The 21,818-nt window shown below is 74.2% G+C and carries 22 protein-coding genes; 12 read left to right on the forward strand and 10 right to left on the reverse strand.

The genetic code is table 11. The features are described 5' to 3' along the window. Positions 1–87: 87 nt before the first annotated feature. Entirely contained in the window at positions 88–993 is a 906-nt protein-coding gene (locus tag ACWD3O_RS28970; protein WP_451417950.1) for a Vgb family protein, read from the reverse strand. 177 nt (positions 994–1,170) lie between these two features. Then, a complete protein-coding gene (locus tag ACWD3O_RS28975) occupies positions 1,171–2,028 on the reverse strand; it encodes an NAD-dependent epimerase/dehydratase family protein (RefSeq protein ID WP_451417951.1) in 858 nt (285 codons plus the stop codon). A 136-nt stretch (positions 2,029–2,164) separates the two neighbouring features. On the opposite strand from ACWD3O_RS28975, the gene ACWD3O_RS28980 reads away from it, so the two are divergent. After that, a complete protein-coding gene (locus ACWD3O_RS28980) occupies positions 2,165–3,079 on the forward strand; it encodes a helix-turn-helix transcriptional regulator (protein WP_451417952.1) in 915 nt (304 codons plus the stop codon). Next, positions 3,079–3,552 (forward strand): GNAT family N-acetyltransferase, encoded by a 474-nt coding sequence (locus ACWD3O_RS28985; protein ID WP_451417953.1) that lies wholly within the window; start codon positions 3,079–3,081, stop codon positions 3,550–3,552. Before ACWD3O_RS28980 ends, ACWD3O_RS28985 begins: the two co-directional genes overlap by 1 nt. 38 nt (positions 3,553–3,590) lie before the next feature. On the opposite strand, the gene ACWD3O_RS28990 is transcribed toward ACWD3O_RS28985, so the two are convergent. Continuing rightward, positions 3,591–3,797 carry a DUF4287 domain-containing protein gene (locus ACWD3O_RS28990; protein ID WP_451413674.1) on the reverse strand — a complete coding sequence of 69 codons (207 nt, stop codon included), beginning with the start codon at positions 3,795–3,797 and terminating at the stop codon, positions 3,591–3,593. A 306-nt stretch (positions 3,798–4,103) separates the two neighbouring features. Here ACWD3O_RS28990 and ACWD3O_RS28995 point away from each other — a divergent pair, with 306 nt between their 5' ends. From ACWD3O_RS28995 to egtD, 7 genes are all read left to right on the forward strand, one after another. Continuing rightward, on the forward strand, positions 4,104–4,316 hold the full coding sequence (locus ACWD3O_RS28995; RefSeq protein WP_451413675.1) for a hypothetical protein: 213 nt from the start codon (positions 4,104–4,106) through the stop codon (positions 4,314–4,316). 185 nt (positions 4,317–4,501) lie between these two features. Beyond that, positions 4,502–4,912 (forward strand): VOC family protein, encoded by a 411-nt coding sequence (locus tag ACWD3O_RS29000; protein ID WP_451413676.1) that lies wholly within the window; start codon positions 4,502–4,504, stop codon positions 4,910–4,912. A 146-nt stretch (positions 4,913–5,058) separates the two neighbouring features. Continuing rightward, the gene (locus ACWD3O_RS29005) at positions 5,059–5,517 is read left to right on the forward strand and encodes an iron chaperone (protein ID WP_451413677.1); all 459 of its coding nucleotides are present in this window, start codon (positions 5,059–5,061) and stop codon (positions 5,515–5,517) included. Between the two features lie 246 nt (positions 5,518–5,763). Next, on the forward strand, positions 5,764–7,050 hold the full coding sequence (egtA, locus tag ACWD3O_RS29010; protein ID WP_451413678.1) for an ergothioneine biosynthesis glutamate--cysteine ligase EgtA: 1,287 nt from the start codon (positions 5,764–5,766) through the stop codon (positions 7,048–7,050). Beyond that, positions 7,050–8,423, forward strand: a complete 1,374-nt coding sequence (gene egtB / locus ACWD3O_RS29015; RefSeq protein WP_451413679.1) for an ergothioneine biosynthesis protein EgtB — start codon at positions 7,050–7,052, stop codon at positions 8,421–8,423. The genes egtA and egtB overlap by 1 nt, the downstream gene beginning before the upstream one ends. Then, positions 8,423–9,232, forward strand: a complete 810-nt coding sequence (gene egtC, locus ACWD3O_RS29020) for an ergothioneine biosynthesis protein EgtC (protein WP_451413680.1) — start codon at positions 8,423–8,425, stop codon at positions 9,230–9,232. The genes egtB and egtC overlap by 1 nt, the downstream gene beginning before the upstream one ends. Continuing rightward, complete coding sequence (gene egtD / locus ACWD3O_RS29025) at positions 9,229–10,191, forward strand: L-histidine N(alpha)-methyltransferase (RefSeq protein ID WP_451413681.1); 963 nt, start codon at positions 9,229–9,231, stop codon at positions 10,189–10,191. Before egtC ends, egtD begins: the two co-directional genes overlap by 4 nt. 125 nt (positions 10,192–10,316) lie before the next feature. Here egtD and ACWD3O_RS29030 read toward each other — a convergent pair whose 3' ends face one another. Continuing rightward, on the reverse strand, positions 10,317–11,579 hold the full coding sequence (locus ACWD3O_RS29030; RefSeq protein ID WP_451417954.1) for an extracellular solute-binding protein: 1,263 nt from the start codon (positions 11,577–11,579) through the stop codon (positions 10,317–10,319). Between the two features lie 209 nt (positions 11,580–11,788). Here ACWD3O_RS29030 and ACWD3O_RS29035 point away from each other — a divergent pair, with 209 nt between their 5' ends. After that, positions 11,789–12,004: a dodecin gene (locus ACWD3O_RS29035; RefSeq protein ID WP_356132930.1), complete on the forward strand. Its 216-nt coding sequence runs from the start codon at positions 11,789–11,791 to the stop codon at positions 12,002–12,004. Positions 12,005–12,062: 58 nt separating this feature from the next. On the opposite strand, the gene ACWD3O_RS29040 is transcribed toward ACWD3O_RS29035, so the two are convergent. Then, positions 12,063–12,557 (reverse strand): phosphatase domain-containing protein, encoded by a 495-nt coding sequence (locus ACWD3O_RS29040; RefSeq protein WP_451417955.1) that lies wholly within the window; start codon positions 12,555–12,557, stop codon positions 12,063–12,065. A 232-nt stretch (positions 12,558–12,789) separates the two neighbouring features. Here ACWD3O_RS29040 and ACWD3O_RS29045 point away from each other — a divergent pair, with 232 nt between their 5' ends. Beyond that, positions 12,790–14,577: a SpoIIE family protein phosphatase gene (locus ACWD3O_RS29045; protein WP_451417956.1), complete on the forward strand. Its 1,788-nt coding sequence runs from the start codon at positions 12,790–12,792 to the stop codon at positions 14,575–14,577. 123 nt (positions 14,578–14,700) lie between these two features. On the opposite strand, the gene ACWD3O_RS29050 is transcribed toward ACWD3O_RS29045, so the two are convergent. The 3 genes from ACWD3O_RS29050 to ACWD3O_RS29060 are packed head-to-tail and all read right to left on the reverse strand — an operon-like array spanning position 14,701 to position 18,102. Beyond that, positions 14,701–15,450, reverse strand: coding sequence for a succinate dehydrogenase/fumarate reductase iron-sulfur subunit (locus tag ACWD3O_RS29050; RefSeq protein ID WP_451413685.1), 750 nt, complete (start codon positions 15,448–15,450; stop codon positions 14,701–14,703). After that, the gene (locus ACWD3O_RS29055; protein ID WP_451417957.1) at positions 15,447–17,393 is read right to left on the reverse strand and encodes a fumarate reductase/succinate dehydrogenase flavoprotein subunit; all 1,947 of its coding nucleotides are present in this window, start codon (positions 17,391–17,393) and stop codon (positions 15,447–15,449) included. The genes ACWD3O_RS29050 and ACWD3O_RS29055 overlap by 4 nt, the downstream gene beginning before the upstream one ends. Before the next feature lies 1 nt (position 17,394). Continuing rightward, positions 17,395–18,102, reverse strand: a complete 708-nt coding sequence (locus ACWD3O_RS29060) for a succinate dehydrogenase (RefSeq protein ID WP_451413687.1) — start codon at positions 18,100–18,102, stop codon at positions 17,395–17,397. A gap of 92 nt (positions 18,103–18,194) precedes the next feature. Between ACWD3O_RS29060 and ACWD3O_RS29065 the strand changes: the two genes are divergently transcribed. Next, a complete protein-coding gene (locus ACWD3O_RS29065; protein ID WP_451413688.1) occupies positions 18,195–19,082 on the forward strand; it encodes a LysR family transcriptional regulator in 888 nt (295 codons plus the stop codon). Positions 19,083–19,278: 196 nt separating this feature from the next. Here ACWD3O_RS29065 and ACWD3O_RS29070 read toward each other — a convergent pair whose 3' ends face one another. Then, positions 19,279–19,554, reverse strand: coding sequence for a DUF1876 domain-containing protein (locus ACWD3O_RS29070; RefSeq protein ID WP_451413689.1), 276 nt, complete (start codon positions 19,552–19,554; stop codon positions 19,279–19,281). Between the two features lie 91 nt (positions 19,555–19,645). Next, positions 19,646–21,796 (reverse strand): putative bifunctional diguanylate cyclase/phosphodiesterase, encoded by a 2,151-nt coding sequence (locus tag ACWD3O_RS29075; RefSeq protein ID WP_451417958.1) that lies wholly within the window; start codon positions 21,794–21,796, stop codon positions 19,646–19,648. Positions 21,797–21,818 lie beyond the last annotated feature (22 nt).

Raw genomic sequence — 21,818 nt, forward strand, 5'->3', positions numbered from 1 at the left:
GGCCCGATCACCGCCCACGACTCATCAGTCAGCTCATGACGACGCACCACGAACAGACCAACGACGCCCCCACTTTGCGGACACGACCTAGGGCCGCAGGCGTGCCAGTGCGCCCGTTTCGAGGGCGGCCCAGACGGTGCCGTCCGGGCCGACGTCGATGCCGTGCGGCTCGGCGGAGGGGGTGCGGAGGTCGTACGCGGTGACCTCGCCCGCGGCGGTGATCCGGCCGATGCGGTTGCCCGCCCACTCGGTGAACCAGCACTCCCCCGCCGTGGCGGCGGCCACCGCGTGGGGACGGCAGGCGGGGTCGGGCAGCGGGAACTCCGCGACGGCGCCGTCCGGGGTGATGCGGCCGATCCTCCCGGCACCGATCTCGGCGAACCAGAGCGCCGTCCCGTCGCTGGTGATGCCCACCGGCGCCGCGCCGGTGGTCGGCAGCGGGTGCAGGGTGACCTGCCCGCCGACGTCGATCCGGCCGACGGCGTCGGCCTGGTTCAGGGTGAACCACAGCGCGCCGTCGGGCCCGGCGGTGATCGCGGCGGGGAAGCCGCCCTCGGCGGGGATCGGGTACTCGGTGACCTCGCCCTCGGTCGTGACCCGGCCGATGCGGTCGGAGCTGGTGAGCGTGCACCACAGGGCGCCGTCCGGTCCGGCGGCGATGCCGTAGGGCGCGCCCGGGAGGGGGAACGCGGTCGCCGTCCCGTCGGGCCTGATGCGGCCGATCCGGTGGTCCCGGTTGCGGGTGAACCACAGGGCCCCGTCCGGTCCGGGCGTGAGGGCCATCGGCGCGCAGTCGGCGCCGAGCGGGAAGGTGGTGAGTTCGCCGCCGGGGCCTAGCCTGCCGATGGCGCCGCTGTGCACCAGGGTGAACCACACGGCGCCGTCGGGGCCGTATGCGATGCCGTACGGGCCGGCCTGCGGTTCCGCGACGGTGATCTCCTCGGGGACCGGGGTCCCCGCCCCGGGTGCGTGGAAGGTGTCGGGCTCTCGCACTGCGGCTCCTGACTCGGCTCGGGCGGACGGTACGGCACCCTGCCCGCCCTCGCCGCGTCCCGCAACCGACTTACCGGGCCGCCGCCGTGCCTGAACCGCCGTCCCCGGACCCCGGCCGCCGGGCGTCGGGCGCCGGTCGTCGGGCGTCGGGCGTCGGGCGGCCGTGGTCCGGGGGCGTCACAACGCGCCGGCGTCCCGGGCCGACCGGAGGGTGGGGTACAGGGGGACGAAGCCGAGTTCCCACCGGATCCGCTCCGTGCGGAGGATGCCGTGCCAGGGATCGGGGTCCACCGCGGCCCGGCCCTCCGCCGGGAACTCCTCGCCGAGCACCTGGTGCAGCTCCAGTGTCGTCACCGGCGCGTCGTCGGCGATGTTGTACACCCGGCCGTCCGCGCCCGGCGCGTACAGCAGCCGCAGCAACGCCCGCGCCGCGTCGGCGACGTGCACCAGCTGCAGGCGTTTGGCGGCGGGCCAGTTCCGCGCCCACCCCAGCGCGTCGGCCAGGTGCGGGTCACCGTCGCCGTAGACGAGGGCGAGCCGCCCGATCCGCACGTCGAGGCCGTTCAGGGCCAGCAGTTGGCGCTCGGCCTCCGCCTTGGAGGCCGGGTACGGTCCCCAGAGCGGTCCGCCCGGGACGCTGTCGTCGTCCTCCTCGTGCGGCCGGTCACGTCCCGCGCCGTACACGAGGTTGGTGCTGACCTGGACGAAGCGGCGTGCCCCGGACTCCCGGGCCAGCCGCCCGAGACGGACCGCGGCGTCGCGGTTCACCTCCGTGATCTCCTGCGGGTCACCGCCTCCCTTGAAGGCGGCCGCCACGTTCAGCACGGCGTCGACGCCGTCCACCGCCTTCGTCAGCGCGTCGGTGTCCCGCAGGTCGCCCGGCACCACCTCGGCGCCGCGTTCCGCCCAGGCCGCCGCGCGGGCCTCGTCACGCGCCAGGACCCGCACCCGGTCGCCCCGTGCCCCCGGCCCCGGCAGGTGCCGCAGCAGGCCCCGCCCCACCTGTCCCGTCGCGCCCGTCACCAGAATGCGCATGTCCGCTCTCCTCACCGTCGGTCGGTCGGTCGGTCGGGACCACGGTGTCCGCCGCGGGCCGTCACCGGGAGAGACCTGCCGATCGGGGGATCGCCGGTCCCTGGACAACACCGGCGCCCGGGGCGAGGCTGGGCGCATGAAGCGGGCCGAACTCGCCGACTTCCTCCGCCGCGGCCGCGCGGCTCTGGTGCCGTCGGACGTCGGGCTGCCGGCCGGGCGGAGGCGCCGGACGCCCGGGCTGCGCCGAGAGGAGGTCGCCGCGCTGGCGGGCGTGTCGGCCGACTACTACACGCGCCTCGAGCAGGCCCGCGGGCCGCGTCCCTCCCGGCAGACGCTCACCGCGCTGGCCCGTGCCCTGCGGCTCGCCGACGACGAACGCGACCACCTGTTCCACCTGGCCGGGGAGCAGCCCCCGCGGGCCGTCCTCGCACCGGAGCACGTCCGGCCGGGCCTTCTCCTGGTCCTGGACCGCCTGCACGACACCCCTGCCCAGGTGGTGAGCGACTGGGGCGAGGTCCTCGCGCAGAACGCCATGTCCCGTGCCCTGACCGGCGACTTCTCCTCCCGTCCCCCGCGGTGGCGCAACCTGGTCCGGACGTTCTTCCTGGAACCCGGCGCCCGCGACCTCTTCCCGGCGGAGGACCACGCCCGTCTCGCCCGCACCCAGGCCGCCTCCCTCCGGGCCGTCACCGCCGCACACCCCGAGGATCCCCGCCCCGCCGCCCTCGCCGCCGAACTCCGCGCCCGCAGCGAGGAGTTCGCGGAACTGTGGGACGACCACCGGGTGGCCGTCCACCGGGCGTCGGTCAAGCGGTTCCGGCACCCGGTGGTCGGCCTCCTGGAACTGGACTGCGAGTTGCTGCTCGCCCCCGGCGGCCGGCACTCCCTGGTGCTCCACACCGCCCGTCCCGGCACCGAGGCCCACGACCGGCTCCGCCTGCTGCAGGTCGTCGGCCTCCAGGACCTGAGCACCGCTCCCCCTCCCCCGCCCCCGCCTTCCGCCGCACGGCATCCGTGGCCTCGGTCCGGCGCCGCGGACGGAGGTGCCTGATGGACCTGCTGCCTACCGGCCCCGACCACCCGGGCGTGGTCGCCGGCTGGCCCACCTCCGCCACGGAGGTCGCCCAGTGGTGCGGACGGGACGAGTTCCCCGTGTCCGCGCGGACCGTCGCCGCCTGGCAACAGGAGGACGGCGTGCGGGCCTTCGTCCTGGTCGAGGGCGGACGCCCGATCGCCTACGGCGAGTTGTGGCTCGACGACGAGGAGGACGAGGCCGAGCTCGCACGCCTGCTCGTGGCTCCGGAGGACCGCGGCCGGGGCGTGGGACGGGCGCTGGTCCGGGCGCTGCTCGCCGGGGCATTGGAGGCGGGCTTCGACGACGTCTTCCTGCGCGTCCACCCGGACAACACCCCCGCGCTGCGGTGCTACCACGCCGCCGGGTTCCGGCCGGTCGCCGCCGACCTCGCGCGGGAGTGGAACGCCGCCCAGCCGGTCGACTACGTCTGGCTGCGGGCCGAGGAGTGACCGCGCCGCGCCGTCCGTCCCGTCCCGCCCCCCGGGCGTCAGGCGGACTCGGCCAGGGTGTGGGCGACGAGGGCGTTGGCGTGGCCGTGGCCCAGGCCGTGCTCGTCCTTGAGCCAGGCGACCAGCTCCATGTGCCTGGTCAGCGGCGAGGAGCGGATGAGGTCCTTCCACTCCGCGATCGGGCGGCCGTACTTCTTCTCGATCGAAGGGAAGTAGCTGGCGGGGCCCTTCACCGGCGCGGTCATGCCTGCCTCCAAGTGGTCGGTGGCCGCCCGCCGTTCGGGCGTCCACCGAGTACGACCGCGGCCACCGGCAGAACTCGTCGGTTTCTCCCCGGCCAATTTCCCCCGCCCTCTCGGCGGTCCGTCCGTCGCGCGGGGGCGGTCGCGTCGGCGGGATCCCGCCCCCTAAGATCGGCTACGGCCTACGCTGGTCCCACCCCCCCAGGACGGCGCCCCGCGTAGGTGCGCGGGACGTCAGGCCGAGCCGGTGACCGGCTCGGTCACCACCCCCGTCGTCCGGCCTCCGGGCCGTCCACGAAAGCAGATCCGTTGTTCCAGGAAACGCCCATCTACAACCGTCTCGTCGCCGAGCGCGGCGACATTCCCGTCCAGGTGCGGGGCGAGGCCGAGCGCATACACCGCACGCTGACGCCGCTGCTGGGCCCGCCGCCGTCGAGCCGGCCGGCATGGCAGCCGCAGGGCGGCGTCCCGGCCCAGGGGGTCCGGCCGCCCGCCGCGCCGCCCTTCCCCGAGCTGCCCTGACCGCGGGCGGGCGCCGCCAGGGGGGTGGGCCGGGCGGCGGGTGCCGCCCGGCCGTTCGGCATGCGCACACGGCCGTCCGGCACGGAGGCGGGCCGGGCCCGGCCCGCGTGCGTGCGTGCGTGCGTGCCGGACGATGATCGGAGAACCGTGGGACGCCGTCCCGGGGGCCGTTCTACGGTGACCCCATGGACCTGATGATCAACACCACCTCCCTCCCGCACGACGATCCGGAGGCCTCCCTCGCCTTCTACCGCGACCTCCTCGGGTTCGAGGTCCGCGGCGACGTCGGGGAGGGAAGGATGCGCTGGATCACCGTCGGCCCGGTGGGACAGCCGCAGACGTCCGTCCTGCTGGCCCCGCCCGGCGCCGACCCGGGGGTCACCGAGGCCGAACGGCGGACCATCGCCGAGATGATGGCCAAGGGCACCTTCGGCTGGATCCTGCTGGCCACCCCCGATCTCGACGCCACCTTCGAGAAGGTGCGGGCCGGCGGCGCGGAGGTCGTGCAGGAGCCCACGGACCAGCCGTACGGCATGCGGGACTGCGCCTTCCGCGACCCGGCGGGCAACCTGATCCGCGTCAAGGAGGTCCGCTGACCCGGTTGTGCGGCACCCGTCCGGGCCGGTCAGTTTTCGAGAAGCCCCGGCGGCCCTCGCGGCAATAGCGTGTGAGGCACGGCAGGACGACGGCCCCGGTGGGCCGGGCGGTCCGGCTCCGGCACACGGCACGAGAGGGGAACGCGATGAAGAGCACGCGGACGGCGGTCACGGTGGACGAGGCGCGCGAGGGGTTCACCGCGGAGGAGCGCGCCGCGATGAAGGACCGCGCCAAGGAGGTCCGCGGGACGTCGCGGCGCGGCGCGGCCAAGGCGGACCCGGAGGCCGAGGTCCTGGAGAAGATCGCGGACATGACCGAGGCGGACCGCGTCCTGGCCACCCGGATCCACGGGCTCGTGCGGGCGGCCGCCCCGGAGCTCACCCCGCGGCTCTGGTACGGCATGCCGGCGTACGCGAAGAACGGCAAGGTGCTGTGCTTCTTCAAGTGCGCGCAGAAGTTCAGGACTCGCTACGCCGAGTTCGGCTTCAGCGACGTCGCGGCCCTGGACGACGGCACTTTCTGGCCGATCTCGTTCGCCCTGACCGAGCTCACCGACGAGGTCGAGGCGCGGCTGGCCGACCTCGTCCGCAGGGCCGCGGGCTGATTCCACCCGCCGCGGGAGGCCGGGCCGGACCGGGGTGCGCCCCGGGCCCGGCCCTCCGGCATGCCGCGTACCGGGCGGACGTGGGCACCGTCCGGACCTGCGACGCTTCCCGCCGTCACCGGTTTCCGGACACCGGCGCGCCGTCCCGGGACCCGGTTCCCGAGGTGCGCCCTTGTGTCCTTCCGTGTCAGGGTCTTGGGTGGGAAGCCAGCGTTGTTCGACTCTCTCAGGAGGGAGAACCCCGGCATGTCCGAGGCGACAGGGACGGCGGCGGGGCCGGGCGAGATGCTGTCGGAGGCCGGCGCCGAGGCGCTGGTCCACGGCATCTGCTTCAAGACCGGTCCGCCCCGTCTGCTCGGCGTGGAACTGGAATGGCTGGTCCACGACCTGGACGATCCGCGCGCCACCGTCACGCCCGAGCGGCTCGAGGAGGCGCACGCCTCCCTGGAGGGGCTTCCGGTGACCTCTCCGGTCACCTTCGAACCCGGCGGGCAGGTCGAGCTGAGTTCCCGCCCCGCGGAGTCCCTCACCGCGTGCGTGGAGACGATGGCCGCCGACCTGGCGACGGTCCGCCCCGTGCTGCGCGAGCAGGGCCTGGCCCTGGCCGGCATGGGCCTGGACCCGTGGCAGCCGCCGCGCCGGTTCCTGCGGGAGCCGCGGTACGACGCGATGGAGCGCTGCCTGAACCGGTACGGGCCGGCGGGCCGCATCATGATGTGCACCTCGGCCTCGGTGCAGGTGAACCTGGACGCCGGCGTCGAGGAGCCCGGGCCGCTGGGGCACGTCCGCCGCTGGCGGATGGCACACCTGCTGGGCGCGGTGCTGCTGGCGGCCTTCGCCCACTCCCCCATGGCCGAGGGCCGTCCCACCGGCTGGCGTTCCACCCGGCAGCTGCGGTGGGCGGAGATCGGCGCGGAACGGGCGGGCGCTCCCCCGCTGGAGGCGGAGCCCCGGGCGGCCTGGACGCGGCGGGCGCTCGACGCGCCGCTGATGTGCCGGCGCCGCACCGTCGGCCCGTGGGAGGTGCCGGACGGGACGACCTTCCGGGACTGGCTGCGCCGCGGCGAGGCCGACGGTTCCGGGCCCCGGCGGGAGGACCTGGAGTACCACCTGACCACCCTGTTCCCGCCGGTGCGGCCCCGCGGCTTCCTCGAGCTGCGGATGATCGACGCCCAGCCGGGCGAGGACGGCTGGATCGTGCCGCTCGCGGTCGCCGCGGCCCTGTTCGACGACCTGGCCGCCGCCGAGACCGCCTACCGGGCGGTCAAGCCGCTGGCGGAGCGGAGCCGCCCGCTGCCCGCCCCGCACAATCCGCTGTGGACGGGCGCCGCGCGGCACGGCCTGGCCGACCCGGAGCTGCGGGAGGCCGCCGCGCTCTGCTTCTCGGCCGCCCTGGAGGCGCTGCCCCGGCTCGGCGCGGGCACGGCGGTCACGGACGCCGTCGGCGAGTTCACCGAACGGCACGTGGCGCGCGGCCGCTGCCCCGCCGACGACCTCCTGGACCGCGTCCGGCAGGGAAAGGAACCCTTCTGATGACCGACGTCACCGGACCGGGCGCCACCGCTGCGCCCGAGGCGTCGCGGGAGCGTGCCGAGGCCGCGCTGTCCGCGGCGCGCCGGCGCACCGCGCTCCTCACCTCCTGTCTGGACGATCCCGAACTGACCGCGCAGCACTCGCCGTTGATGTCGCCCCTGGTGTGGGACCTGGCGCACGTCGGCAACCAGGAGGAGCTGTGGCTGCTGCGCGCGGTGGGCGGACGCGAGGCGCTGCGGCCGGAGATCGACGGCCTGTACGACGCCTTCCAGCACAGCCGTGCCGAACGTCCCTCGCTGCCGCTGCTGCCGCCGGCCGAGGCCCGGCGTTACGTCGCGGAGATCCGCGGCCGGGTGCTGGACCTGCTGGAGCACGCGCCCTTCGACGGCCCGCCGCTCACCGCGGCCGGGTTCGTCTTCGGCATGGTCGCCCAGCACGAGCAGCAGCACGACGAGACGATGCTGATCACCCATCAGCTGCGCCGGGGCCCCGCGGTGCTCACCGCGCCCGACCCCGGGCCGGCGCCCGCGCACACGGGACCCGCCGAGGTGCTGGTACCGGGCGGGCCGTTCGTGATGGGCACGTCCGACGAGCCCTGGGCGCTCGACAACGAGCGGCCGGGGCACCTGGTGGAGGTGGCGCCGTTCTTCCTGGACACGGCGCCGGTGACCAACGCCGCGTTCCTGGCGTTCATGGAGGACGGCGGCTACCACCAGCCCCGCTGGTGGCGTCCCGAGGGGTTCGAGCACCTGCGCGCGCAGGGCGTCGAGGCGCCGCTGTTCTGGCGGCTCGAGGGCGGGCAGTGGCTGCGGCGGCGGTTCGGGAGGACGGAGCCCGTCCCGCCCGACGAGCCGGTGCTGCACGTGAGCTGGTACGAGGCGGACGCGTACGCCCGGTGGGCGGGGCGGCGGCTGCCGACCGAGGCGGAGTGGGAGAAGGCGGCCCGCCACGATCCGGCGACCGGCCGCTCCCGCCGGTACCCGTGGGGCGACGAGGACCCGTCCGCGCACCACGCCAACCTGGGCCAGCGGCACCTGCGTCCGGCGCCCGTGGGCAGTTTCCCGGCCGGCCGGTCGCCACTGGGGATCGGGCAGCTGATCGGCGACGTGTGGGAGTGGACGTCGAGCGACTTCCTGCCGTACCCGGGGTTCGCGGCCTTCCCGTACCGGGAGTACTCGGAGGTGTTCTTCGGGCCGGAGCACAAGGTGCTGCGCGGCGGTTCCTTCGCGGTGGACCCGGTGGCCTGCCGGGGCACGTTCCGCAACTGGGACTATCCGGTGCGGCGGCAGATCTTCTCCGGCTTCCGCACGGCGCGTTCGGCCGTGCCCGACCGGGTGGGGCCGGGTGTCCAGCCGGGCGGGGAGGCGGTCTGATGTGCCGGCACCTGGCCTGGGTGGGGCCGCAGGCGCCCTTGCGGGACCTGCTGGTCGCTCCGGCGCACAGCCTGTTCCGCCAGTCGTGGGAGCCGAGGCGGCAGCGGTACGGGACGGTCAACGCCGACGGCTTCGGGGTGGGCTGGTACGCCCCGGGTGACCCGGTGCCGGCCCGCTACCGGCGTACGGGGCCGGTGTGGGCGGACCCCTCGTTCACCGACCTGGCGCGGGTGGTGCGCTCGGACGCGGTGCTGGCCGCCGTGCGGGACGCCACCGAGGCGGGCGCCGACGGGGAGGCCGCCGCCGCGCCGTTCGCCGCGGGGCGGTGGCTGTTCAGCCACAACGGGGCGGTCGCCGGCTGGCCGGGGTCGCTGGCCGCGGCGGCCGGGGCGCTGCCGCCGGTGCGGCTGCTGGAGCTGGAGGCGCGCACCGACTCGGCACTGGTCTGGGCGCTGGTGCTGCACCGGCTGCGCTCCGGCGAGGAGGCCGGACCGGCGGTCGCCGGAGCGGTGCGGGAGGTGGCGGCGGCCGCGCCCGCCTCGCGCCTCAACCTGCTGCTCACCGACGGCGGGACGATCACGGCCACGGCGTGGGGGGACACGCTGTGGTACCTGGCCGAGCCGGGCCGGAGCGCAGTGGTGGCGTCCGAGCCGTACGACGACGACCCGCGCTGGCGGGAGGTCCCGGACCGGACGCTGCTCACGGCGACCCGCGCGGGCGTGCTGCTGGCCCCGATGGACGACGGCCCGGACACCCCGCCGCCGGCCGGCGCGAACGCCGGCAGCCCGCAGGAAGGAGCACAGCGGTGAGCCCGTTCCGCATCACCCGCACGTTGCCCGAGGACGCCTCCCGGGCGGCGTTGCGCGCCGACGTCCTGGCCGGGCTGGCGCACCGGCCGCGGTCGCTGCCGCCGCGCTGGTTCTACGACGCCCGGGGCAGCGAGCTGTTCGACCGGATCACCCGGCTGCCCGAGTACTATCCGACGCGCGCCGAGGCGGAGATCCTCACCGACCGCGCCGTGGAGATCGCCCGGGCGAGCGGGGCCCGCACCCTGGTCGAGCTGGGTTCGGGTTCCTCGGAGAAGACGCACCACCTGCTGGACGCGATGCCGGACCTCGCGCTGTACGTGCCGGTGGACGTGAGCGGGAGCGCGCTGCGGGGCGCGGGGCGGGAGCTCTCCGGGCGGCGGCCGGAGCTGGACGTGCACGCCGTGGTGGCCGACTTCACGGGGCGGCTGGAGCTCCCCGAGGGGCCGGGGCCGCGGCTGGTGGCCTTCCTGGGCGGGACGATCGGCAACCTGGAGCCCGCGGAGCGGGAGCGGTTCCTGCGGTCGGTACGGGAGTTGCTGTCGCCCGGCGACGCGCTGCTGCTGGGGACCGACCTGGTCAAGGACGAAGGGGTGCTGGTCCGGGCGTACGACGACGCGGCCGGGGTGACCGCGGAGTTCAACCGCAACGTGCTGCGGGTGGTGAACCGGGAGCTGTCGGCGGACTTCCGGCCGGAGCTCTTCGACCACGTCGCGGTGTGGGATCCCGCCGCGGAGTGGATCGAGATGCGGCTCCGGTCGCGGGAGGCGCAGACGGTGAAGATCCCCGCCGTGGACCTGGTGGTCGAGCTGGCCGAGGGCGAGGAGGTGCGGACGGAGGTCTCGGCGAAGTTCCGCCCGGAGCGGGTGCGGGAGGAACTGGGCGCCGTCGGCATGGAGGTCACCCACTGGTGGACCGACCGCGAGGGGCGGTTCGCCCTGTCGCTCGGGGTGGTGCGCTGACGGGCCGTACCGGCGCTCCCGGTACGGCCCCCGCGCCGTCGTCCGGTACGGCCCCCGCGCCGTCGTGGGCGCCCCCGCGCCGTCGTGGGCGCCCCCCGCGTCGTCGTGGGCGTCCGCCGCGTGGGTCAGCCGAAGACGGGGTTCAGCGCCTCGGTGACGAGGGCGGACGCCTTCTCGGCCTCGCGCCGGGGGTCGCCGCCCTCGAGGACGGCCGTCATGTACCGCTTGATCGGGTTGTCGGCCTCCACCTCGGCCCACTCGGGCGTGGACGGTGTGGCGCGGCCCTGGGCGGCGCCCGCGGCCATGGCGGCCACGCCCTCGTTGTCGGCGACGGCTCCGGCCAGTTTCTCCTTGTTGGGCACGTAGTTCATGGTGCGGGCCAGGTCGGTGACCCACTTCTCGCTCACCAGCGCGCCGATGACGTCGATCGCCCCGCTCTGCTGGTCGGTGTTGCGGGGGATGATGAGGTCCGATCCGCCGGTGAAGACCGCGCCGGGCTTGTCCGCGCTCTTGCCCGGGACGGGGAAGTAGCCGATCTTCCCCTCGAGTTCGGGGTTCTCGGCGAGGACCGTCTGGACCACGCCCGGCACGGCGACGATCTGGGCGACCTTCCCCTTGGCGAACACCCCTGCCTGCGGCGGGTGTTCCTCGTCGGCGTCGACGGGCCCGTCGCCCAGCGCCTGCAGCTGCCGGTAGAACTCCATCCCGCGCAGGGCCTCTTCGGAGTGCAGAGAGCCCTCCCAGGCGTTGCTGCGCTCGACGGCGAGATCGCCGCCCTCGTCCCAGATGAACCCGGAGAGGGTGTACCAGTCCTGGCCGGCCAGGTAGATCCCCTGGTTGCCGCCGGCGTCCAGCTTGCGGGTGGCCTCCAGCCACTCCTGACGGGTCTTCGGCGGGGCGGTGATCCCGGCCTGTTCGAAGAGGTCCTTGCGGTAGACGACCACACGGTTGGCCGCGTACCAGGGGATCCCGTACTGGTGGTTGCGGTCCCGGCCGGGGTCGGTGAGGCCGGGGAGGCAGTCGTCGACGCCCCAGTCCCGGACCGCTTCCAGGGTGAGGTCGAGCAGCTGCCCCTCGACGTACTGCGGCACCTGGGTGTTGCCGACCTCGATGACGTCCGGCCCGTCGGGGGCCTCCTCGGGCTCCATGGCGGCCTGGACCTTGGGGCCGATGCCCGTCCACTCCTGGATGCGGATGTCCAGCCGGATGTCCGGATGGCCGGCCTCGAACTCGGTGGTGAACCTCTTCAGGAACGCCTCGGAGGCGGTGCCCTTCATCAGCCACACGGTGACCGTGCTCCGTGTCGACTCGCCGGGGAGCATGCCGCAGGCGGCGGTGGTCATCAACGCGACGGAGGCGCCCATCAGGGCGAGCAGACGACGTCTCACGGTGGTCCTGTTCTGTGATGCGCAGAAAGACCCGTGGGGGGACGAGCGCGGGGCGCTCGGGGGGTGCCTGGATTTTGGTATGGACCAATGTCCGCGTCAAGGGCCTGCCGTCCGGAGCGTGACGTCTCGCGGTCCGTCCCGGCATGGGGCACGGTGGAGGGGTGTCGGGCGTCACCGTCCCCGCGACGCCCCGGAGAGGAGTCGTCTCCATGTCGGACAACGTCTACCGGGTCACCGAGATCGTCGGCAGCTCCGCCGAGGGCGTCGACCAGGCGATCCGGAACGCCGTCTCGCGCGCGTCGAGGACGGTGCGCAATCTGGACTGGTTCGAGGTCACCCAGGTGCGCGGGCACATCGAGAACGGGGAGATCGCCCACTACCAGGTGGGACTGAAGGTCGGTTTCCGCATCGAGGAACCCGAGTAGGAGCCGCGGCGGCGCAAGGGTGTGCGGGCGTGGGCGCCCCCCGCCCGCTGTCGTCCGCTCAGGTGCGGCCCTCGCGCTCCTGCGCCTCCCGCAGGCCCTCGGACGCCTCGGCGGCCCAGCGGGCCCTCACCACGCGGAAGCCGGCACGCTGCGCGTCGTCGCAGACCAGTTCGTCGTCGTCGACCAGCATGCTGATCTCCCGGTCACGGGCGAGGTCCCGCAGGATCTCCAGCTTGGTGCGGCGGGCCGGACGCCGGTCGTGGTTCTTCCGCATCCGGATCCGCCCCTCGGGCAGGCCGTGGGCGGCCAGCCAGGCCAGGGTGTCGCGCCGGCAGCGTTCCGGGCGGCCGGTCAGGTAGACGACCTCGCACTCCTCGGCGGCCTCCAGCGCCAGGGCGATGCCCTTGGCCAGCGGCGGGTCCTCGGGCGCGGCGGCGAAGAAGCCGTCCCAGTCCTTGGGCCTGGTCTCCAGGAAGCGCTGGCGGTGCGCGGTGTCCGCGAGCGTGTTGTCCAGGTCGAACACGGCGAGGGGGCGTCGGGAGGTCTCCTTCACGTCCCCAGCCTAGGTCCTGTCCGGCCGCCGCGGATCCGGGCCGACGGCCGGGGGTCGAGGCCGGCCGCCGGGTGACGACGGCCGGTTCCGGTCCAGGCGGAGGGCTCCCGCGGCGCGTCCGGCTGATCCTGGAGTCCCGCAGGCGTCACACCCGCCCCACAGGGGCACCCGTGCACCGGACCGGACCGTGACCGATCGGCCCGACCGAGTTCCCCGGGAGGCGGCGACACCGATGGCGGAGCACCAGGACGGCGTACCGCCGGAGACCCGGGCACTGGCGTCGATCGGCGGAACGCTCGCCGCGCTCTCCGCACCGGCGTACATCGCCGACGAGTCCGGTGCCGTCCTGGCCGTGACCCCGGCGCTCGAAGACCTGGTGGGCCGGGACGCCGACGCCATGGTGGGGCACGACGGCCACGAGCTGCTGCACCGCAACGAGCACGGGGAGACGGTGGCCCGCTCGCGGTGCGGGATCCGCAAGGCGGCCCTCACCGGGCGGCCCACCCAGGGCGGGAGCATGTGGATCGCCCGGGCGGACGGCTCGCTGGCACAGGTGGGATGGCTGGCCGCCGGGTACGAGGTGCCGGGTCTGGACCCGCTGATGCTGGTGGTCTTCACCCGGTGCTCCGACGCGGCGGAGAGCGAGGAGGGCGCGGACCCGGTGGACACCGAGGCCGCCGAGCCGGACCACGGAATCCTCTCCGAGCTGGAGCGGCTGGCCCTGCTCGCCGAGACCACGACGCGGCTGACCAGCACCCTCGACCTGGAGGAGGCGCTGCGCAGGCTGACGCACCTCATGGTTCCGCGGCTCGCGGACTGGGCCGTCGTCGACCTGATCACCCAGCGCGACGAGGTGGTCCGGCTCTCCGTCGCGCACCAGGAGGACGGGCAGGTGGTGCGCCGGCCCGACCTCGAGGGGCCGATGCCCCCGATCCCTCCGGAGTCCACGATGCCGCTCTCGCGGGCCCTGCGGGGCGCGGCCTCGTCGATCGCAGGCCCGGAGACCTACCAGGGTCCGCCCGACGCGGACATCGCCGTCGCCCAGCGGAAGCTGTTCGAGGCCACCGGCATGCACTCGGCGGTCATCGCGCCCATCCGCGGTCTGCGGGACGTGATCGGCGCGCTCACCCTGGGACGCAGCGAGCGCCCCGAGCCGTACGTTCCCGCCCATCTGCCGCTGCTGGAGGACATCACCCGCCGTGCCGGGCTCGCCCTGGACAACGCGCGCCTCTACGAGCAGCAGCGGGCCGTGGGCCAGACGATGCAGCGGCACCTGCTGCCCCAGCTCCCGCGGTTGCCCGGAATCGGCATGACCGCCCGGTACCGCCCGGCGCAGGAGGCGTCCGAGGTGGGCGGCGACTGGTACGACGCGTTCGTGCTGGGCGACGGGGCCCTGGTGCTGGTGATCGGGGACGTGGTCGGGCACGATCTGGAGGCGGCGGCGGGGATGGCGCAGCTGCGCAACATGCTCCGCGCCTACAGCTGGTCCGAGCAGCGGCCGCCGAGCAAGATCGTCGAGTGGCTGGACCAGGCGTGCCTGCACATCGCGGAGGTCTCCATGGCCACGCTGGTCTGCGGTCGACTCACCGCCACCCAGGACGGGCAGTACCGTCTGCGGTGGACCAACGCGGGGCATCCGCCGCCCCTCCTGGTGACCGGTGACGGCGAGGCCCGCTACCTCACCGGGGGCCACGGCCCGCTGCTCGGCCTCGGCACCAGCCCCACACGGCCCGACGGGACGATGCTCCTGCCTCCCGGCTCGACCCTGGTCCTCTACACCGACGGTCTGGTGGAGTCCCCGCGCGACGCCATCGACGAGGGCCTGGAGCGGCTGCGCGTGAACGCCGCGTCCCTGGTCCACCACGGTCTGGACGACTTCACCGACCGGCTCCTCGAGCGGTCCCGCCCGCCGCACTACGAGGACGACGTGGCGCTGCTCGCGGTGCGGATCCCGGCCGAGCCGCCCGCGACGCCGCCCCGCTGGCGGCCGCGGACGGGATGGCCCCGTGACCCGGCGTGACCGGGAGTGCCTGGTGTGACCGGGAGTGCCTGGTGTGACCGGGCGGCATGCTTGGCGGGGCCGGAATGAGCACCACACCGGCCCCGCCCGTCCGCACCTCGTCGGCGAACGTCCTTGTGCGGCCTACCGCCGCGACCCCTTCGCCGTGGCCCGCAGCCACTCGCGGTTCATGTCGGTGATGGAGGACAGGGGGATGCCCTTGGGGCAGACCGTGGCGCACTCCCCCGCGAGGGTGCAGCCGCCGAAGCCTTCGGCGTCCATCTGCTCCACCATGTCCAGCACCCGGGTCTCCCGCTCGGGGGCGCCCTGCGGGAGCACGTTCAGGTGGTTGACCTTGGCAGAGGTGAACAGCATGGCCGCGCCGTTGGGGCAGGCCGCGACGCACGCCCCGCAGCCGATGCACTCGGCGTGCTCGAAGGCGTAGTCGGCGTCCGGCTTGGGCACCGGCGTGGCGTGCGCCTCGGGGGCGGCGCCGGTCGGGGCGGTGATGTAGCCGCCGGACTGGACGATCCGGTCGAAGGCCGAGCGGTCGACCACCAGGTCCTTGATCACCGGGAAGGCCGCGGCGCGCCAGGGCTCGATGTCGATGACGTCGCCGTCCCGGAAGGACCTCATGTGGAGCTGGCAGGTGGTGGTGCGTTCCGGCCCGTGGGCGTCGCCGTTGATGACCAGCGAGCAGGCGCCGCAGATGCCTTCGCGGCAGTCGTGGTCGAAGGCGACCGGGTCCTCGCCCTCGGTGATCAGCTTCTCGTTGAGGGTGTCGAGCATCTCCAGGAAGGACATGTCCGGGGAGATGCCGTCCACCTGGTACGTGGACATGGCGCCTCGGTCGGCGGCGTTCCGCTGCCGCCAGACGCGCAGGGTGAGCCTCATGCGTAGCTCCGCTGGGTGGGGTGGACGTACTCGAAGACCAGGTCTTCCTTGTGCAGCACGGGCGCCGTGCCGGTGCCGGTGAACTCCCAGGCGGCGGCGTAGGAGAACTCGTCGTCCCTGCGGGCGGCCTCGCCGTCGGGGGTCTGGGACTCCTCCCGGAAGTGGCCGCCGCAGGACTCGGCGCGGTGCAGGGCGTCCAGGCACATCAGCTCGGCCAGTTCCAGGTAGTCGACGATGCGGTTCGCCTTCTCCAGGGACTGGTTGAACTCCTCGCCGGTGCCGGGGACCTTGATCCGCCGCCAGAACTCCTCGCGGATCTGCGGGATCCGCTCGAGCGCCTTGAGCAGTCCGCTCTCGGTGCGCGCCATGCCGCAGAACTCCCACATGAGTTCGCCGAGTTCGCGGTGGAAGGAGTCCGGGGTGCGGTCCCCGTCGACGGCGAGCAGCCGCCGCAGGCGGTCCTCGGTCTCCGCGACCACCTCGCGGGCGGCGGGGTGGTCCGCGGTGACGTCGCCGGTGTGGGGGTTGCGGGCCAGGTAGTCGTTGATGGTGGCCGGCAGCACGAAGTAGCCGTCGGCCAGGCCCTGCATCAGGGCGGAGGCGCCGAGGCGGTTGGCACCGTGGTCGGAGAAGTTGGCCTCGCCGATGGCGAAGAGGCCGGGCACGGTGGTCTGCAGGTCGTAGTCGACCCACAGGCCGCCCATCGTGTAGTGCACGGCGGGGTAGATCCGCATGGGGACCTCGTAGGGGTTCTCCGCGGTGATCCGCTCGTACATCTCGAAGAGGTTGCCGTACTTCTCCTCGACCTTCTTGCGCCCCATCCGGCGGATGGCGTCGGCGAAGTCGAGGTAGACGCCCTGGCCGCCGGGGCCCACTCCCCTGCCCTCGTCGCAGACGTTCTTGGCGGCGCGGGAGGCGATGTCACGGGGGACGAGGTTGCCGAAGGAGGGGTAGATGCGCTCCAGGTAGTAGTCGCGCTCGTCCTCGGGGATCTCGTTCGGCGGCCGGTCGTCGCCCTGGGCCCTGGGCACCCAGATGCGGCCGTCGTTGCGCAGCGACTCGCTCATCAGGGTGAGCTTGGACTGGTGGTCGCCGGTGCGCGGGATGCAGGTGGGGTGGATCTGGGTGAAGCAGGGGTTGGCGAACCAGGCGCCGCGCCGGTGCGCCCGCCAGATCGCGGTCGCGTTGGAGTTCATGGCGTTGGTCGACAGGTAGAAGACGTTGCCGTAGCCGCCGGTGGCGAGGACGACCGCGTCCGCGAAGTAGGTGTCGATCCGGCCGGTGACGAGGTCGCGGGCGACGATGCCGCGGGCGCGGCCGTCGACCACGATCAGGTCGAGCATCTCGGTGCGCGGGTGGAGCTCGATGTTGCCCGCGGCGACCTGCCGGGAGAGCGCCTGGTAGGCGCCGAGCAGGAGCTGCTGGCCGGTCTGTCCGCGGGCGTAGAAGGTGCGGGAGACCTGGACGCCGCCGAAGGAGCGGTTGTCGAGCAGGCCGCCGTACTCGCGGGCGAAGGGCACGCCCTGGGCGACGCACTGGTCGATGATCTCCACGGAGATCTGGGCGAGGCGATGGACGTTGGACTCGCGGGCGCGGAAGTCGCCGCCCTTGACCGTGTCGTAGAAGAGGCGGTGGATCGAGTCGCCGTCGTTGCGGTAGTTCTTGGCGGCGTTGATGCCGCCCTGGGCGGCCACCGAGTGGGCGCGGCGCGGGGAGTCCTGGAAGCAGAACTGGACGACCTTGTAGCCCTGTTCGGCGAGGGTGGCGCCGGCCGAGCCGCCGGCCAGGCCGGTGCCGACGACGATCACGGTGTGCTTGCGCCGGTTGGCCGGGTTGACCAGCTTGGCCTCGAAGCGGCGGCGGTCCCAGCGCTCGTTCACCGGGCCGGCGGGCGCCTTGGTGTCGGCGAGGGGCTCGCCGGTGGTGTGGCGGATGTAGGACATGTCAGCTCACCAGTCCGGTCATGACGCCCACGGGGACGGCGATGAAACCGGCCGTGAGCAGCAGTGCGAGAACGTTGGCGGCCGCCTTGAAGATCCGGCTGCGGCCGCGGGCGCCGGCGCCGAGGGTCTGGGCGGCGCTCCAGAATCCGTGCCGGATGTGCAGGCCGAGGGCCAGCATGGCGACGATGTAGATCACGTTGCCGTACCAGGTGGAGAAGGAGTCCACCACGTTCTGGTACGGGTGGCCCTCCTGGAAGCCGCCGGCGTGGACGTGGCCGGTGGTGAGGTCCAGGATGTGCCAGACGATGAAGAGGCCGAGGATGACGCCGCCCCAGCGCATGGTCCGGGTGGCGTAGCTCGCGCGGCGTTTGGTGTGGACGTACCTGGCCGGGCGCGCCTTGATGTCGCGGCGGCTCAGCTGGTAGGCGGCCGTGGCGTGGGCGACGACCGCGACCACCAGCACAACCCGGATGATCCACAGGGTCCACTCGTAGTGCATGAAGGGCTCGCCGACGGTACGGATCCAGTGGCCGTACTCGTTGAACTCCGTGGGGCCGAAGAAGACCTTCAGGTTGCCGATCATGTGGGCGACCAGGTACAGCAGCATGATCAGGCCGCTGACCGCCATCACGGCCTTCTTGCCGACGGTCGACCGCCACACCGCTTGTGTCCTGGACGGCCGTCGGCCCGTCCGCGTTGCCAGAGCCATGCAGTGAAGGTACGACCGCCTGGGTCGATCGGTCCAAGACATGATGCGCCTGGTTTCCATAGTCAGCACCTATCCGGACCTATCATCGCGGCATGCACCTGCAGCAACTGCGCTATTTCGTGGCGGTCGCCGAGACCCGTCACTTCACCCGTGCGGCGGAACTGGTCCATGTCGCCCAGCCCTCGCTCTCCCAGCAGATCAAGTCGCTGGAGCGGGAGTTGGGGGCCGATCTGTTCTCCAGGGCGCGCGGGAACATCACCCTGACGGACGCCGGGGAGACGCTGCTCCCGCTGGCGCGGCGGATCCTGGCGGACGCCGAGACGGCCCGCCAGGAGGTGCAGGAGGTGGCGCAGCTGCGGCGCGGTCGGGTGCGGCTGGGGGCCACGCCCAGCCTCTGCACGGGACTGCTGCCGGACGTGCTGCGTGCCTTCCACGACCGCTACCCGGGGGTGCAGCTGGTGATCGAGGAGGGCGGTTCGCACGACCTGGTGCGGGAGCTGGCGCGCGGCGCGCTGGACCTGGCGCTGGTGGTGCTGCCGCTGCGGACCCCGTCGCCGGCGCTGACCACGGTGGAGCTGCTGCGGGAGGAGCTGGTGGTGGTGTCCTCGCCGGAGACCCCGGCGCCGGGACACGGGCGGGGCCGGACGCGGCGGGTGCGGATCGCCGATCTGGAGGGGGAGCGGCTGGTGATGTTCCGCCACGGGTATGACCTGCGCGAGCTGACGGTGGCGGCGTGCCGGGCGGAGGGGTTCGAGCCGGAGTTCGCGGTCGAGGGGGGCGAGATGGACGCCGTGCTCGGCTTCGTCCGTGCCGGGCTCGGGGTGGCGGTGGTTCCGCGGATGGTGGCGGCGCGGGCCGGGCTGCGGGTGACCCCGCTGGCGGCGCCCGGGCTGTCGCGGGCCGTGGCGCTGGCGCACCGCAGCGACGTGGCGCCGCCGCGGGCCGCGCGGGAGCTGCAGCGCATGCTGGTGGAGCGGTGACGCCGCTCGTGCCGGGCCGGGCGGCGGGGCTCCGTGCGCCGCGCGCCGCGGTGCTGTGACACGCCGCCGCCCGCGGCCCGCTGCCGGTGCCCGGTGCCGTGACACGCCGCCGCCCGCTGCTGGTGCGCGGTGTCGCGGCGGGCGCCGGGCGATGACACGGCACCGCCCCGGGGCGGCGGGCGGGCGGCGGCGCGGGTCAGACCGAGATCGGGTGGGAGGGGCGGCCGGCCGCGGCGTCGATCTCCCGGTGCGCCTTGTCGAGGAGCTGCAGGGCGATGTCGTTCAGCGCCCTGGCGCCGGCGACCTCCTCGCCCACTCTCGGCTGATTGGCGTCGGAGTCGTGCCGGCTGGCGTGGCCGTGGCCCCGGATCTCACTGCCGTCGGGCAGCCGGACCAGCGCGGCGGCCCGGGTGCGGGTGTCGTCCTCCTTGAATTCCAGCTCGACGTGCCATCCCACTGCGGTGTGCAGCATGGTGTCTCACCTCCTGGATGTCCTCCTTCCAGGGTGCGCCCGATGCGCGCACGACGCAGCAGGTGCCGCGGGCGCCGTGCGCCGCCCCGCCTCAGCAGGCGTCGGCCAGGGCGAGGTCGTGGAGCCGCTCGGGCGGGCCCGGGCGGGCGTAGTACCAGCCCTGGGCGGTGTCGCAGCCCAGCTTGCGCAGCCGGTCGGCCTGGGCCGCCGTCTCCACGCCCTCGACGGTGACGGACAGCCCGAGGTTCCGGGCCAGCCGCACCACCCCCTCGACGATCTTGACGTCCACCGGGTCGGCCGGCGAGGTGCGGATGCCGCGGGTGAAGGACCGGTCCAGCTTCAGCACGCTCACCGGCAGCCGTCGCAGGCCGGCCAGGTTGGAGTACCCGGTGCCGAAGTCGTCGAGGGCGATCTCCACACCCATCTCGCTCAGCATGCGCAGGGGCCGCAGGACCTCGTCCTCCGCGCCGACCAGCGCCGACTCGGTGATCTCCAGGCAGAGCGCCTCGGGCGGCAGCCCGGCGTCCTCCAGGATCCGGGCGGTGTCCCGCACCAGGCCGGGGTCGGTGAGCTGGCAGGGCGAGAGGTTGACGTTGACGCGCAGGGCGCCGCTCCACTCACGGGCCTGCCGCACGGCCTGCTCCAGCACCCAGCGGCCCAGCGGGACGATCAGCCCGGTCCGCTCGGCGAGCGGGATGAACCGGTCGGGCCCCACCACGCCCTGCCGGGGGTGCAGCCAGCGCACCAGCGCCTCGGCGCCGCCCACGCTGCCGTCCTGTAGGCGCACCAGGGGCTGGTACTCGATGAAGAACTCGCCGTTCTCCAGGGCGGCGGGCAGCGCGGTGGTGAGTCCGTGGCGGCAGATGGCGCGGGCGTCGGCCTCGGGATCGGCGACCTCGTACCGGTTGCCGCCGGCGGACTTCGCCCGGTACATGGTGATGTCGGCGCTGCGCAGCACCTCGGCCGCGCCTCGCTCCCCGGCCGGGCCCTCGACGATGCCGATGGAGCCGCGCACGGCCAGCTCCCGGCCGTCGATGCGCACCGGGGTGGCCAGCGCGTTCATGATCCGCTCGGCCAGCTCGTCGACGCCGCGCCGGGTGTCGGGGCCGGTGGTGAGGGCGACGAACTCGTCGCCGCCGAGGCGGGCCACCATCTCGCCGGGCGCGGTGGCGCAGGCCTGCAGCCGGTCCGCGACCTCGACCAGGAGCCGGTCACCGGCCTGGTGGCCGAGGCTGTCGTTGACCGTCTTGAAGCCGTCGAGGTCCAGGTAGCAGAGCCCGAAGCGCTGGCCGTCCCCCGCCGCCACGGCCTTCTCCAGCCGTTCGAAGAACAGGGTCCGGTTGGGCAGGCCGGTGAGGGCGTCGTGGGTGGCCTCGTAGCGCAGGCGGAGGTTGAGCAGGCGGCGCTCGGTGGTGTCCTCCATCAGCGCGAGCTGGTACTGGGGGCGGCCGTCGGCGTCCCGCAGCAGGGAGACGGTGAGGTTGGTCCACAGCACGGTGCCGTCGGGGCGGGTGAAGGCCTTCTCCACGCGGTAGTGCTCGCGCGACCCGTCGACCAGGTCGCCGTGCAGCCGCCAGATCTGGGCGCCGTCCTCCGGGTGCGTCAGCTCGGTGAACCGGCGGCCCAGCAGGGCGTCCCCGGCGCCGCCGAACATGCGGGTCATGGCGGCGTTGACCTGGAGGATCGTGGAGTCGGGGCCAGCGATCCAGATGCCGGTGGCCGCGCCCTCGAAGACGGCGCGGAACCGCGCCTCGCTCTCGTGCAGCGCCTGGGTGGCCGCCTCGTTGAGCTGGGCCTGGGCGCCCAGCGCCGCCCGCGCCACGGCCCGCTGCTCGGTCCTCGTGCGGTCGCGCAGGGCCTCGGCGAACCCGGTGGCCAGCGCGGCGCCCACCCGTACGGCGCGGGCCCGCAGCACGGCCGGGTCGGCGCCGTCGTGGCCGAGGCAGCACACCGCGTGGGAGTCCAGGCACTCCAGGGTGCGGCCCACCGCCTCCGGGTCCACCCGGCCCGCGGCGACCAGAGCGGCACCCGCCGCCCGTCCCGCCGACGCGTCGGGCGTGCGGGCGTGCAACGCCTCCCGCAGTCCGCGGGCGGCCGGCAGCAGTCCGGCTCTCAGCACGCGCACCGCCTCGGGCGGGGCCTCGGGGCGGGCCTCGGGTGGGGCCTCGGACAGCAGGGCACGGCTCCACGCGGCGGTGAACCGGTCCAGCTTCTCCGTCGGCGTGTCCGGGACGCCCGTCATGCCGGCCGGCCCCCGTCGACGC

It is taken from the genome of Streptomyces sp. NPDC002640, assembly GCF_053592575.1.